We start from the raw sequence: 15414 nt of genomic DNA on the forward strand, positions 1-15414 counted from the left end.
GGGAATTTTTAAAATCCTACATTTAGTGTCAATGTGTATTGTTTGGTTATCGGATAGGCTACCCCACCGGATCTGAAAAATTCCGGATCCTGCCCGTTAAGGGCGGCATCGGAATAAATCAAGAACGGGTTGGTAGCCTGAAATCGGAGCAAAAAGGCACGCATTCCGAGTTTATCGGTAAATGCTTTTGGAAACCTGTAGGTTAAGCTTATGTTCTTCATTCTTACAAATGAACCGTCTACAACCCGTTCTGTAGAATAATTATATGCATTATAGGCCCTGTCTAAAACCCTGTTGTCAAAACCGTTTATAAGTCGCCGTGAAGGAATGACAGGGACATTGGTTATATTTTCGTCTCCGGGAACCAACCATCGGTTACGGAATTCCCCCGGAAAAACATCCAGGTCGTTATACGTATCCGAGTAAATAGGGGTTAATCGTATTTTATTCCCGGCCTGCATGGTGATCATGGTACTCACTTCCCAGTTTTTATATGTGAATATGTTAGATAAACCACCGGTTACATTAGGCTCGACAGGTCCTTCGTACTTCAGGTATTTAAGGATGTCCTTGCTTTCCTGGAAATCTACCCCGCGGATAGGATCCCTGCCATCATGGAAATTATAGGTAGGGAGCCCGCGGTAATCAAGCCCCGCAAAATCTATGGAAAAAATAGAATTCCGTTGATAGCCTACTACATTTCCTCCGACATCGCGTACCAGGTCGAAGACGGTCGGTTGGTTCTGAATTTTTGTTATTTTCTGATCAAACCATGCAAAGTTGAGCGTCGAATTCCACTTAAAATCTTCGGTCCTGACGTTTTTGGTGAATAATGATATTTCTATTCCCTTTGTGGTCATGTCGGCATTATTGGCGAGTTTTATATATTGTCCGCCAACGCCTGAAGTCCGGACGTAATCTATCAGATCAAAAGATTTTTTCTGGTATATATCAGTAGTGAGGGTTATCCTGTTGTTGAACAGGCCCAGGTCGATCCCTATATTAGCTTCATGGAGTTTTTCCCAGGTGAGTTCGCTGTTTTCCAGTTCGTCCATATTGATTACATTTTCCCTGTCGTCCGGATTGAATCTGCCGGTAATGGCATTGCGGTATATGGCAAGGGCATTACTCGCACTTCCCAGTCCTGCAATAAGTCCGTACCCTGCGCGGAGCGATAAGTTGGAGATTGTTTGGGAATTCTCAAGGAAGCTTTCATTGGATATATTCCATTTACCACTGACGTTCCAGGTAGGCAGCCACCGGGAGTTTTGTGCTTTTCCCAGTTTGTTGGAACCTTCATAATTTCCTGTAGCACTGATAACATAGCGATTATCAAAGGCATAGGTTCCCTGAGTAAAGAATGCTATCCCCCGTTCGCGGTCTTCTACTTTTCCGAAATAGTCACCACCGTCTAGTAAGGATTTTTGTATAATCCTGTAATTGGTAAACGGAATACCACCCCTGCTGTATTGATAACCGAATCCGGTAAAGAAGTTATTGTCCCGGTCGGTATGCCTGTATTCCTGTCCCAGGTACAGCTTCAGGTCGTGTTTGTTATCGAATGTTTTGGAAAAATCCAGGGCATTCCTAAAATAGAAACTCTGCAGGTTGTCTTCCGATTTGTTATAAATACCCCCATAGGGTAGAACCACCTGTGGCAGAGCAGTGGGATTAGCCGGATCTGTGAACAGAAATATATTCTGATCGGCCACGATCTTCGTTTCGTTAGCTCGGTATGCTCCTGCCACATTAGAATTTTCGGATATATTGTGTTCTTTACTGCTTTTTACATAGCGTACGGATCCCAGAAAATTATACTTGAGGTTATCATTGATCTTAACCCCCAGTTCACCTTGTAATTTCAGGTCGAGAACCAAGAGGTCCGTGGTGTTGTTTTCCAGTTCGTTCAGGGCGTTAAAAGGAGCCCAGTTAAACCGGTACGATTCAAGATCTCCGTTTCCGTCTCTCGGACGAAGTGTCCTGCTGGTGTTCAACGCATAACTGAAAGGGTTAATGTCAAAGTCCCGCGTATATTCGCCATCTACCGTATTGGTCTGGCGGTTATATGTTCCCGGGGCTTTCTGGTCACGAATAGATCCCTGCACGAGTAATCCGGCAGTGACGGCGTCGGAAAAATAATAGGTATTCCGGATGTTTCCTGTAATCCTTCGTATACGATCTGCAATACTCCATCCCGGATCCGTAAAATATCCTATAGAAGCATATTGTGATGAATTTTCTCCTCCACCCGAAAAACTAAGGGTGTGGTTTTGGGTGGGAGAGCTACGAAAAAGGGTTTTAAACCAGTCGGTATTGGCCATTTCGTATTGCTGAAGAAACCTGTTTCTTGCCTCGGGAGTATTGGCCAGTAGAAAGTCTCCTGTTTGCGGATCATAGGTATTAATAGCCCGGTACATAATGTTGTATACACCTCCGTAACGCCCTTGTGTTGAAGAAGCAAGATTGAGAAAACCTTTCCTTTCCAGTTCCTTGTATACGCCCATAGTTTCCTGGGAGTTGAGCAGATCGAAGTCGGCATAATCGGGAATACTCCTAACGGTGAATTCACCCTGGTAAGTCACCGTACTCCTGGCATTTCGTGTTCCGCGCTTGGTAGTGATGATCACGGCACCGTTGAGTGCACGAGCACCATAAAGGGAAAGCGCAGAGGCATCTTTGAGGATTTCAATAGATTCGATATCGTTGGCATTGAGTCCTGCAATAGCCGAACTGACAAGTGTGGCAGCGTCACCGGATACCAATTGGTCAAAAGACAGGTTTACGATCTCTTCCTGTACAGCACCATCAACCACCCATAGGGGTTTGGTATCCCCGAAAATAGACGATCCTCCGCGGATGGTAATTTTCGGGGCAGCTCCGAAGGTTCCGGTTACGTTTTGCACGTTTACCCCGGCAGCACGTCCCTCAAGCATTCGCCCTACATCGACGATACCGTCAATCTTCATTTCTTCGGCATTGATGGTCTGCGATGCTCCGGTAAATACTTTTTTATCGATATCCTGATACCCGGTAACGACAACGCCCTGCAGTTCGGAAATGTCCTGTTCCAAAGCTACGTTTATCGTTTCTCCCGATACGGTGACTTTTTGAGAACGCATGCCGAGATAGCGGAACACCAGTATATCTCCTTCTTTCGCGGTTATGGTATAATTCCCGTCAAAATCAGTTGTAACGCCGTTGGCGGTACCTTCTACTATAACGGTTACTCCCGGTAATGGTACTCCGTCAGTGTCCGTTACAACACCAGATACCAGGTATTGTGATAACGGGGCTGAGGTCCCTGAAAACACAGCATCCCCGTTTTCTTTTTCCATGAGAAATACCCTTTCGTTCCGGACAGTGAAGGTAATCGGCATTCCTTCGAGTATCATACGCAGGGCTTCGTTAAGGAAAACCTGTTTTACACGCAGGGAGACCTGTTGTCCCGGATTTAATATATCTTCCCGGTAGAAGAAGCTATAGCCTGTTTGCTTTTTTACTTCTTCCAGGGCTTCCTTGATCGGAACATTTTCAAGATCAAGGTCTATTTTCTTCTGTCCGTAGCTTGTATATGCCACCATCTGAAGGAAAGAAAACAGTATAAAAAAGAGTGATAGCTTCACTTTTAAATGTTTTATTTTCATAACTTTGAAAAGCTTTTTTAAATGGTTTCGTGTGCGATATGTAAATCATTAATGAAGTCCGAAAGGGGAAATGTTAGCGCATTTTCCCTTTTTTTGGTTAGTGAGGTTTTATATCATAGGCAAATTATATTTTAAAGGTTGTTTGGATTGAAATTCGAACTTAAGGGGAATTTTATTTTCTGATGGTTACAAGATCACCTTTCAGCGAATATTCAAAGAATTTTATGGTGGTAAATGCTTTCAATACATCTTCGACACTTTCGTTCTGAATATCGAAATCCCCGTAAAGGCGGACATTTTCCAGTTCTTTATTTTCGTTGATGATCCGTACACCGTAGCTCCGCTCGATCTTTTTGATGACCTCGGAAAATGGCTCCTGTATGAACACCAAACGGTTTTCTGTCCAGGCCACATCATTTTCTATAATGATCTTGTTTACGGAAATCGTACCTTTTTCACTGTGGAAGAAAGCGGCCTCGCCGGGAGCAATGGTTACCGGGATTTCTTGGGAATCTTTTCCGCTTACCTGTACGGAACCTTCCTGCAGGGATGTTTTTATACAACCGTCATTTTCATAGGCCCTTACGTTAAAGCGTGTCCCCAGTACTTCCACTACCATTTTTTCGGCATTTACCAGGAAAGGTTTTTCTTTGTCTTTAGTCACGGAAAAATATCCTTCACCTTTCAGGAAAACCTGTCTCTGTCCTTCTCCTTTGAAACTTACGGGAAACCTAAAGGTAGATTCCGAGTTCAGGAATACCTCCGTACCGTCGGCGAGCAGGATATTAAACCTTCTGCCTTTAGGAACGGTAAGCTCATTGAATACAAGTTCCTCCGTGATATTCCGGTTCTCCGTATTGTAATTCAGGCGGTCATTTTGCTGGTTGATGACCAGGTTGCCATGATCATCCACGATCTCCGTACTATCATTGGTACGAAGTTCTTTTACAGTGCCGTCACCAAGTTTCAGCGTTACGAGATCGGGTTCGTATTGAAGTTGTTCCTGGGGTTTATACCATACTGCGGTATAAAATATTCCAAGAGCCAGGATAGCTATTGCAGCATATTTCCACAGGTGCGGAACGAGCCGTAAAACACCGGTTTTTTTCGGGGGGGAGGTAATTCGGTGCAGTATTCCTGCCAGGGAATCCGGATTTTGTTCATCCTGTACCCATATATCGGTCAGATAATTATCTTTAATACATTCTTTGAAATACCATTCATTTTTCTTATCTTCTGACAGCCATTCCGACAGGGTTTCCAGTTCGGTTTCCGTAATGGTATTATTTAAATATTTAATTATGATATCCTCCATAATTTGTGTCAATTCAATCGAGTATTTTTGGTAGTGACTAAAAAACTATGGAAAACCCTTAAAAATTTTTTATTTTTTTTTAATCTTTGCGAAAACACGACTGCACGTGTTTTTATAACTACCCCGCCTCAATTTTATTTTTGATATTTTTATCAGGAACAGGTGATTCCCGCTTTACAGGGAACAGCGCAGATTCCGTTTTTATGGTGTAAATATCTCTTTTTATTTTATTTATATGGATAAAAAAGCATCAAGATCTTTTGTTGAAGTTGGAGACAGCCACTCTTTTACAGAGGTTTTTAATGCGTATTATATCCCCCTGGTCGCTTACATAATGCAGTATACCGGTGACAGGAGTGAGGCCGAGGATATTGCCCAAAACAGTTTTGTGAAGTTATGGGAAAAGAGAGAGGGACTCCGGATACGTACTTCTCTGAAGAGTTATCTCTACAGTACGGCATATAATCTTTTTATAGATAAATATTGGCAGAATAAGAAAACCAATGACTATGTGGAGAGTTTAAAGGAAGAGGCTTTATATGAGATATCCAATCAGTCGGAAGCGGAATGGATGCGGCAACTGGAAATGCTGGAAAAGACTATTGAAGGATTACCTCCCAAATGCCGGAGGATATTTATTTTAAATAAAAAAGAGGGGTTTAGCTATAAGGAAGTCGCCGAAAAACTGAACATCTCCGTAAAAACCGTGGAAGCCCAAATGCGGATAGCCATGATTAAACTCCGGGAACGCCTGAAAGACAATCCCCTGGTGCTGGCAATTATTCTCGATATGTGATTTTTGTTGTATCTGGCAGATAATAAATGTATTGGATTTATTGTTTTTACGCGTTAGTTAAAGGTGAAGGTCAAAACAATAGGGCTACAAAGTGTTGTGTATTCCACAAGGAGGGTAACAAAAAAGCGGTCCGGGATATTCCCGGACCGCTATATCATTTACGAAAAAACAAGGCTGTTTTTAAATATTCATTCCTCCGGAAACCTCAATACGCTGTGCATTTATCCAACGGGCATCTTCCGTACATAAAAAAGCAACGACTCCGCCTATGTCGTCGGGCAGTCCCGCTCGGCCAAGAGCAGTAACATTTGCTACAAAATCATTCATTTCCTTATTGTCCCGTACCCGCCCGCCACCGAAATCCGTTTCTATGGCTCCCGGGGCAACAGTGTTAACGGTTATACCTCTTGGCCCGAGTTCTTTTGCCAGGTATCTTGTAAGTACTTCTATAGCTCCTTTCATAGAGGCATAAGCCGAGAAGCTTGGCAGGGAAAAACGTGCAAGCCCGGAGGAGATATTGACGATTCTTCCACCATTATTTAAGAAGGGGAGTGCTTTTTGAGTGAGGAAAAAGACTCCTTTGTAATGGATATTTATCATGTCGTCCAGCTGTTCTTCCGTCGTTTCGGCAAAAGGAGCATATAACGCTGTTCCGGCATTGTTAATCAGGAAATCGAAATTCGGACTTCCCATTTCCTCCTGTAAGTGAGCGGTAACCTGTTCGAAGAATTCATCGAATGTCTCTACCTTGCCGGTATTTAACCGATAGGCAATCGCTTTTTGTCCTAGGGACCGGATCTCCGCTACAACTTCATCCGCTTTTTGTTTATTACTGTTATAGGTAAGGATAACATCAATACCTTTTGCGGCAAGACTGATAGCCATATTTCTTCCGAGTCCGCGGCTGCCGCCGGTTACCAGTGCAATTTTTTGAGTACGCATATCTATTTGATTTTTAGTACTACAAAGTTCGGGCATTCTGTCACCGGGCTGTTTGCGTAAATCTATCCGTTATTTGTAAAAATCAAATAATATAATTTATCGGTAGTTTAAAGGGGAGACGGATGACTGTTTTTTGAAGAAATTGGAGAAATGAGCTACTTCCTCAAATCCCAGGCTATAGGCTATTTCCGAAATACTCCAGTCTGTTTGTTTCAGTAATATTTTGGCTTCCTGGGTTATGCGGCTGCTTATAATATCGGTAGTCGTTTTTCCCGTATTCTCTTTGAGGGCTTTATTCAGGTGGTTGACATGAATGGCCAGTCTGTCCGCATAATCTTTTGCTGTGCGCAGTTTAAGTCTTTGTTCCGGAGATTCCACCGGGAACTGCCGCTCCAGTAACTCAATGAAGAGGGAGAGGATACGGGCAGATGCATTTTTACCGGAATGCAGGGTAGTGGCGGGCTGTAGTTTCTGACCGTAATGTATGAGTTCCAGCACATAATTGCGGAGCAGGTCATATTTAAACTCATAGTCCGATGCGATCTCCTTTTTAATTTTCCGGAATACGTGTTCTATCTCCTCAGCCTCCGCAGCAGATATCTCAAAAACAGGATATCCCCCGGACCTGAAAATAGGTAACTCGTCCAGGATTACCCCGGTTTTGTTCTTCACCATAAATTCTTCCGTAAAAACACAGAACGAACCCGACTGATTATCGTCTTGCGGTATCCAGTTATACGGTATTTTCGGCGTACCGAATATCAAGGCATTCGCATCTACCTGTATAACCTTGTCGGCATATTCCGCACGGTTTTTTCCCCGGATGAGACTTATCTTATAATAAGCCCTTCGATTATAAGGCATGGTTTTTTTGTACCTGGCATTCCGTATGGTATCCGCTACATCAAAAATATTGAAATGTCCCACTTCCTTATGAATTCCCGAAGGTAACAGCGTTTCAATATCTTTACCGGTGAATTCTACTGCGTCCTTATAAAAATCTTCGAGAGATGTATGCTCTATATTCATCGTGGAAAGGGTGTTGATGTTTGCGAAAATCAAATATACGATATAAAACCGGGATTATTAAACATGCCGAATTTAACCTTAAGAAGGATTTTAAATAAGGCCTTACTGCTTATGGCAGCTTAAGGTCATCCAGGAAGGCTGTTCCTGGTACTTGCTATGTATTTTATATTTAGACAGTCTTTTAAAAAAGCAGCGTGTTTCCGGTATTATTGGTAAAAGAGAAATCATTTTGCCCGTTCTTGGTTATATTTGCCTGTATAGCCAGAGAGAATTTTGCTTATATTTTGACAGGGATTTTTAACATAGACCATATGGGTGCATACGATTCGTATGATTTTTTCCGGATCGATATTTTTACCGTAGTTATCCTGGTGGGGGCCATCCAGGGCATGTTTCTTTTTACCTTACTTATTTCCAAACCGCACAGGCAGCCATATCATTACCTGTTGTTTGCCGCGCTGGTCGTGGCCTGCGCCATGATACAGGCGGAGATATTCCTGGGATACAGCGGGCTCCTGACCAGGGCTATTTTTCTTGTGGATTTTTCGGAACCCCTGGTGTTTGTTATAGGGCCTTTGTTATTCCTGCTGATGCGGAGTCTCGGGGGCGAACACTTCCGGAAGAAAGAATGGCTGCACTTTATACCTTTTGTCCTGTATTTCATATACCACCTGCGATTTCTGGCCGAGAGCGATGCCGTAAAGTTCAATTCTTTTCTCTGGGCCTTTCATCCCGAACTCCCTTTGAGAGAGGTTTCCTATAGGTATTCTTTTGACCCGCTATACATCCGGCGAAACCTTGAGTTCTTTATTTCCCTGCACCTGGGTATATATCTCCTGCTGTCTTTTGTAAAAGTGAGGATGTTGCGAAAGAGTATAGGTAATAATTCCTATTTCATGCCGTGGATCCGGATATTATTAGGGGTGTTTTTGCTGGAATACCTATTATACCTGGCGGTCCGGTTTCATTTTATACACGACCTGGGAGATCATTTTTCGGCGGTTTTCATCACCGTCTGGTTCTTTTTGTTCAGTTATAAAATGCTGACGGATTCCGGTTTTTTCCAGCCTGTGGTCCGGCAGAAATATGAAAAGTCCAGTCTTAGCGAACACGATAAACAGCATATACTGCATAAACTTAAATCCCTGGAGGAAACCGAATTTTATACGGAGCCTTCCCTGAGTTTACCAAAACTGGCAAAACAACTCGGAACCACTTCACATTACCTGTCGCAGGTGATCAATGAAGAAATTGGGAAGACATTTTTTGACTACATCGGGGAATTACGTGTAAACAAAGCTAAAAAAATGCTCACAGATCCCGGTACCCTCAATTTTAAGATAGAGGAAATAGCGGAAAGAAGCGGTTATCTTTCCAAATCCGCTTTTAATGCCACTTTCAAGAAAATAACAGGATCTACCCCCGGAAAATTCCGGAAATGTGCAGCAGGAAAAAGTACGGACCTATAGGTTCGTACTCCTTGCCGAACGGAAAATTCCGCAATTGACTTCCCTCCGGTTTACTTTTACCGACGAAAGAAAAAGAGAAAACCTCTTTTTCAAATTAAACGAGTTCATTAAGAACAATTTTAAATTCAACGTAAAATGGTACATCTAGTTTATGTCCTGGTTTATTTTTTGTCCGGTTATTTTCCTTTTACAGCCCCCGGTGGTTTAAATGCAGCAGAATATAACGGAATAGGGCAGATAACCCTGGAGTTTAAAGATAACGGCAGAAACAGGCCAGTCGTTACGGAAATCTGGTATCCTACTACAGACAGCCCGAAACCATCCGATAAAGTATTTTCCCCGTTTGTGAGGAAATATACGGTAAGAAACGGAAGGCTTCCGGAAGGAAAATATCCTTTGATAATGATATCACACGGTACCGGTGGAAGCAGGCTGTCTTTGGAATGGATGACACAATACCTGGTACATAACGGTTTTATCGTTGCCGCGGTAGACCATTGGGGAAATACATACGACAATAAGATAGACATCGAATTTGTAAAACCCTGGGAAAGGCCCATAGACATGAGTTTTGCCCTTACGGAATTATTGAAAAATCCTTCTTTCGGGAATATCATTGACAGCAACCGTATCGGAGCCCTGGGATTTTCTTTCGGCGGGTATACGGTTCTGGCTCTTGCCGGCGGAGTCCTGGACTATGATGTTTTACTGGATTATTATACCACGGAAACCGGAAGGGAGGAACTGGATCGTATAACCGAGATCCCCGATATGGCCGGTCTTGTTTTTGATCCGGCTTTAAAACAAATGACCAAAAATCTACCCGATCTCAAAGACCCCCGCTTTAAAGCTTTTTTTGCCATATCTCCCGGTACTGCACAGGGATTTGCGAACAGGAGGCAATTTGCGGGGATTACCGGGGCGGTTTTTCTTGTGGGATGTGCCGCAGACAAGGTTACCCCGGCAGAACGGTATGCCCGACACTATCATAAGCTTATAGAAGGTTCGCAGTACTACGAGTTTCCGGGCAAAACCGGACATTACGTAATGCTGGCCGAGGCCAGGGAGAATACAAAAGAAGAACTCTCGGAAATTTTCCGGGATGACGCCCCGGTAAACAGGGGAGAAGTACACCGTAAAACAGGGGAACTGGCCACGGCTTTTTTTTGCCGGGAACTCCATTGATAGGTCTCGTAAATAGTTGTATATATGTGTTTTAGTTTCTGAAGAGGTATGGTTGTTAAGTTAGTAGGTTATTCGGTTATTTAGGCAATACTCAGGAACTTATAACATAGAAATAACTAAAGAGCAATTTTCCCGCCTGCCAGATAGTTTGCTTTTGTATTTCGGGAGACAGGTTTATTTACTTGTCTCTGAAATATTACTCGTTGATTATAAATTCATAATTTCCGGGTTTAAGGGAAATGGTAAATCTTTTATCCTTACCCGGGGGGATATTTTCCTTTTTTCCTTTTTCCGTAACGGATTTTCCCTGCAGATGTAAAACAGCTGTACTACCGGGAGGAATATTGCAGGTGTAATGTATTTCCCCGCCTTGCCTGTTCCAGGAAGATACGATATCCCCGTATGGCCCCTGATGCTTTGCTTTAAAACGAGGTAAGTCCTTTACAAAGTTGGGTTTCAGAATGGTATTGCGGAATCCGGGTTTTTCCTCATCCGGTAAAATACCTCCCAGGCCACTGTAAAACCAACCGCTTACGGCCCCGAACATGATATGATTCCCGGAAATATCGGAAGAAGCCTCTATATCCCAGTTCTCGTACAGCGTGGTGGCGCCGTTCTTAATCCACCATCCCCATGAAGGATAAGTGTCCTGTGTAGCTACCGTATAGGCCAGGTCCGCATAACCGTTCCGGCTAAGGGCTCCCAGTATGGTCCTGGTACCCAACAACCCTACATCGATATGATTGTCCGACTCGTGCACAGCTTCCGCCAGCCGGTCCGCAACTTTTTGCCGAAGATCCTCCGGAACAACTTCCCAGTATAGCGGGGCGCTCAACTCGGTCTGGTAACCGTTGCCGTAAATCCCTGTTTTCCGGTCGAGATATTTATCATTGATTGCCTTTTTAATATTATCGGCCAGCTGCGCATATGTTTTATGATCTTCTTCCTTACCAAAATGTTTTGCCGCTTTGGCCAGGATGGTGGCATCCACAAAGTAGTAAATAGAAGAAGTGAGTTCTTTGGGAGTTACCGATTTAACAGGGATCCAGTCTCCCAGCCCCCAGTCGGTTAAACCGTTATCATAGCTTATTTCGGTAATATGGTCCACATATCTTTTCATGGGTTCGTACATATCCCTCAATATTTTGTCATCTCCGTAGAAACGGTATAATTCCCAGGGAATGATGGCTATGGTACTTGTCCAGTCCGGACCGTTACCCCAGTCATAACCCCAGCCACCCCAGGTGGGGATTATGGAAGGCAATACACCGTTAGGTCGTTGTTCGTCCCGGTGGTCGGCCATCCATTTCTCATACACGGTTATGGCATCAAAATTATACAGCCCGGTTTCTATATTGATATGCGCATCCCCGGTCCAGCCGTTTTTCTCCCGTTGCGGGCAATCTGTCGGGTAGCCGAAAAGGTTCGATAGATATGATGCATTGGCCGCCTGCCATATTTTAGGTATAAGTGCATTGGAAGCGTCTATTTCTCCCGCAGGTTTTACATCCGTATGCATAAATATCCCCGTTACACTCGTTTTATCAAGTGTTATGGGCTTATCACTTTTTACTTCTATATATTGAAAACCTTTGTAATTGAATCTCGGCATAAAAGTTTCTTCCCCTTTTCCGTTAAGGTAATAAATATCGGTCTGGAACGGATCGAGCGTGTCTTCCGGACGGTAATGCACATCAATGTTAGACAAGTCTATATGTCCCGTGCTATCCAGTTGTTCCGCATGGGTTACCCACAGCCTGGTACTTTCGTCTCCTTTCACTTTTATCCTGGTGATTCCGGAAATATTCCGCCCCAGGTCGAATATATATTGTTTGTCACTCAGTTTGTTTACACTAACCGGGGTAATTTCTTCCGTATTTCGTATGGGAGGAAGCGCTTGCGCGGTAATTTTGTCCGAAGGAGGAGTTGCTGTTATGGCGGATTTCCATGAAGCATCATCAAATCCCGGGGTATTCCATCCCGGCTGTTCCTGCCTGGCATCATAGTGTTCCGCGGTATAAATACTGTTGAAAATCACCGGGCTTAAGGACGTTTTCCAGGACGGATCGGTGACCAGGGTTTCGGTAGTTCCGTCGTTGTAGACGAGGCGGATATTGAGACAGAACCGGGGCCTGGACCGCCATCCGGCCTTATGAAAATCCCATACGGCGGTCGATTGATGGTTATACCAACCGTTCCCGAGCAAAACACCTACAGCGACCTTTTTATCCTGAAAATAAGGAGTTACATCGTAGGTTACATACAAATTCCGTTTGTCAAACCTGGTATATACGGGATCGAGGAGGTGATCTCCGATTTTATTTCCGTTGATATACAATTCATACAAACCTGCAGCCGTAATATATGCCCTGGCTTTAATTACTTTCTTTTCAGGAGTAAATTCTTTCCGGAAATAGGGGGCAGGTTTAAGAGAAATGTCATCCGTATCCGCAATCCATTTGCCTTTCCATGAAGAAGTTTTCATCATACCAGTTTCAAAAGCAGAAACCGACAGATTTCCCGGAGTTCCCGCAGTGTCCGTGATCTCCACACCCCAGTAATATTTTGTAAACGGTTCCAGCGGTTTTCCGTCGTAAACGGTGTGCATTTCATTACTTCGCCCGGAGGACTTCCAGAGAGAGCCTTTGCGGTTTGCCACGGCTGCAGAGTCCGTATCCATATATATGTTATAGGAATCCCGGGAAACGGGAGAACTGTTTCCATCTATTTGCCATGTAAACCTGGGGTTCGGATTGTCTATGCCGAGGGGAGCGGACAGGTGCTCGGTTCGGAGCCGGACCAAATCAACCGGGGATCTTTGTTTGCAGGATAGCGATAGTAACGGAAGTATCAGGAATAAGATGTTCCTTTTAATAGTCATAAGGTCCGATTTGCTGGTAATATAGTTTTACCATAGGTTGGCAGGTAAATATATAAAAAATGCCGGGGTAAACCATGAAAAACCGGGGGTGGAAAGAAGAATTCGATAGATAGAAATTTTGTTTTTCAGAGCGCATCAGTTCTCTTCCAGGATTATGTTGGAATGTTCCGAGATAATATCCAGGACTATATCAAAAAATGTCTGTCCCGTACCGTTTTCCAGGGCTTCAAGTTTTTCATTTACCCATTTTACATCGAACCCGGAAGGATTTTTCAGTTTTCCCCCGTACCAGGAAATTGTGGCTTCGAGCCCCAAATCGTTCCTGTTCTTTTCCATATTTGTCCAGACCAGTATCACAGGTCCCGTATCTCTGATAATACCGAATCCGCCGTAAAGAAGATCGTTAAGTGCATCGAGACTCTGTCCGATTTTCCAGTCTTCCCCGTCCATAAATACACGGTTTATTTCGTCATAGAATGATGCGATATCGCAGATATTCTCTCCGTGTATCATTATTTTTTTTAAGGGCATTAATTCTCCGGTTTACGTGACGGTAAAAAGCAAATTTCGTGGAATTATCTGAAATAATCCTGCTTTTATGCAGAAAACCGGATTTCTTAGTGAACTTATTTAAATTCTATAAAATGGGCTTTATTTCCCGATACCCGGTATCGAAAAGAGCTCTGGTTTGCTCGTTTGAATACCGCTTGTCCCGATCCGATAATTCCTAAAATCCGCATGTCTATAGTAAATCATTACCCCCCGTTTTGATTTTGGTGCTTTAAGGATTAAACGTTGCTTTTTTTGTAGGTTTCCGATATCTTTTTAAATGTTGGGGCATACTTCCCCTGTTAAAGTTTTTATACTTTCTCTGTGGAGGTCATTATTTTACGGAGCGTTTTTGTTTTTGCCAGCTAAGTTTTTAAGGGCATATTTCCATAAACCCTGAGGGATACTTGTCTGGAACGTTTTATCCATTTTGATGGCAGGAGGATAAACCTAAAAAGGAATTTTTTAACACGATAGCAAGGCTTTAGTGTTTTGTATTTGGAGGAAAAGCATTCCATGATATGATGGTAAAGGTTGCGGCAGATTGCTGTTAAATATAAAAAAACGGTATTCTTGCCCAAGGCGGAGAAAGGCATCCCGTCCCACCCGAAATCGTTCTTGAGGATATCAAACTGACGCTCCATGTTCCCCCTGTGATTGTAGAGCCGAACCAGTTCGGTGATATGGAGTTCAAGGTTATTGGTGAGTATGGCGCGGTATTGATAAGCATCCCCGGTAAAAGCATCGGTTTGTTTTGTAGGTTTGAACGACCGCTTGACCACCAGTCTGTATTGGACAGGTTTTTCCCCGGCCTTTTTGGCCTGTTGTTCGAATGGGGTCACTAAAACCTGTCCAATTTCCATAACGTTATTATTGGCATCCGATATGGTGTCCCAACTTTCTACTTTTTTGAAATATTTTTCCACATAACTGTTTTTACAGCCAATGTAAAAGTACCTTACCTTTTGTTGCACTAATTTCACAACATCATATTGATAGGAAGCAGCATCGGCCCTGAAGTGGTCAATTTTACGGTCTATATTAGCTTCCAACAAATGGAACAGGCGAGATAATGTATCCCACTGAAAGGACTTTGCGTCACTGTTCCCGTTCCTGTTTTCTATGTAAAGGACCTGGTTCTCATTAATGGTGCAGACCCCGGGTTGATACCCCGGGGCACGCTTATAGGTCATTTTACTATCCTTTTTTTTATTGAAAATGATGGTATTGTCATAATCCACCAGGAGTTCCTTTTGTTTAAAAACACCCAAATGTTTCAATACCTCCATGTTCAATTGCCCCAAGACCGAGTGGGTGCTGTATGTGTGAAGTACAGAACCTCTTTTGGTCTTACATTGGGCAGTGGGTTCGGATAAATTACCTATACGCCGTAGCATCGTGTCGGAACTAGGCATATTCAGGTAAGGATTGCCTTTGAAATGATGTTTAAGATGGGTTTGAAGATCCTCGATACAGTCGCCACCACATAAGTAAATGCTTAGCAATGAATACAAGACATCGCTCCAGGAATATTTGGATTGGGGCGCAAGCTCTGGCAGGTTATTATCCAATAATTTACCTATACCGGATGCCGAGAGATACTC

10 protein-coding genes are annotated in these 15414 nt (G+C 43.3%); 3 read left to right on the plus strand and 7 right to left on the minus strand.

From position 1 onward, the window contains the following. Positions 1–8 precede the first annotated feature (8 nt). Positions 9–3335 carry a SusC/RagA family TonB-linked outer membrane protein gene (locus ACVBDU_RS03540; protein WP_447178414.1) on the minus strand — a complete coding sequence of 1109 codons (3327 nt, stop codon included), beginning with the start codon at positions 3333–3335 and terminating at the stop codon, positions 9–11. A gap of 481 nt (positions 3336–3816) precedes the next feature. Beyond that, on the minus strand, positions 3817–4959 hold the full coding sequence (locus ACVBDU_RS03545; RefSeq protein WP_447178403.1) for a FecR family protein: 1143 nt from the start codon (positions 4957–4959) through the stop codon (positions 3817–3819). Positions 4960–5194: 235 nt separating this feature from the next. Here ACVBDU_RS03545 and ACVBDU_RS03550 point away from each other — a divergent pair, with 235 nt between their 5' ends. Further along, complete coding sequence (locus ACVBDU_RS03550) at positions 5195–5755, plus strand: RNA polymerase sigma-70 factor (RefSeq protein WP_447178404.1); 561 nt, start codon at positions 5195–5197, stop codon at positions 5753–5755. 180 nt (positions 5756–5935) lie between these two features. Here the strand turns inward: ACVBDU_RS03550 and ACVBDU_RS03555 are convergent, their stop codons facing one another. After that, positions 5936–6697 (minus strand): SDR family NAD(P)-dependent oxidoreductase, encoded by a 762-nt coding sequence (locus ACVBDU_RS03555; protein ID WP_447178405.1) that lies wholly within the window; start codon positions 6695–6697, stop codon positions 5936–5938. 96 nt (positions 6698–6793) lie between these two features. Continuing rightward, on the minus strand, positions 6794–7726 hold the full coding sequence (locus tag ACVBDU_RS03560; RefSeq protein WP_447178406.1) for a helix-turn-helix domain-containing protein: 933 nt from the start codon (positions 7724–7726) through the stop codon (positions 6794–6796). A gap of 311 nt (positions 7727–8037) precedes the next feature. Here ACVBDU_RS03560 and ACVBDU_RS03565 point away from each other — a divergent pair, with 311 nt between their 5' ends. Both ACVBDU_RS03565 and ACVBDU_RS03570 read left to right on the plus strand, forming a co-directional pair. Further along, a complete protein-coding gene (locus tag ACVBDU_RS03565; protein ID WP_447178407.1) occupies positions 8038–9195 on the plus strand; it encodes a helix-turn-helix domain-containing protein in 1158 nt (385 codons plus the stop codon). 135 nt (positions 9196–9330) lie between these two features. Beyond that, positions 9331–10380, plus strand: coding sequence for an alpha/beta hydrolase family protein (locus tag ACVBDU_RS03570; RefSeq protein ID WP_447178408.1), 1050 nt, complete (start codon positions 9331–9333; stop codon positions 10378–10380). Positions 10381–10576: 196 nt separating this feature from the next. Here the strand turns inward: ACVBDU_RS03570 and ACVBDU_RS03575 are convergent, their stop codons facing one another. The 3 genes from ACVBDU_RS03575 to ACVBDU_RS03585 all read right to left on the minus strand — a co-directional run. Further along, positions 10577–13261: an alpha-L-rhamnosidase gene (locus ACVBDU_RS03575; RefSeq protein ID WP_447178409.1), complete on the minus strand. Its 2685-nt coding sequence runs from the start codon at positions 13259–13261 to the stop codon at positions 10577–10579. Between the two features lie 135 nt (positions 13262–13396). Continuing rightward, complete coding sequence (locus ACVBDU_RS03580; RefSeq protein ID WP_447178410.1) at positions 13397–13792, minus strand: barstar family protein; 396 nt, start codon at positions 13790–13792, stop codon at positions 13397–13399. A 383-nt stretch (positions 13793–14175) separates the two neighbouring features. Then, positions 14176–15414, minus strand: a 1239-nt coding sequence (locus ACVBDU_RS03585) for an IS1380 family transposase (protein WP_447178411.1), incomplete at its 5' end; no start/stop codon positions are given.

This window comes from Sinomicrobium endophyticum (assembly GCF_052983315.1).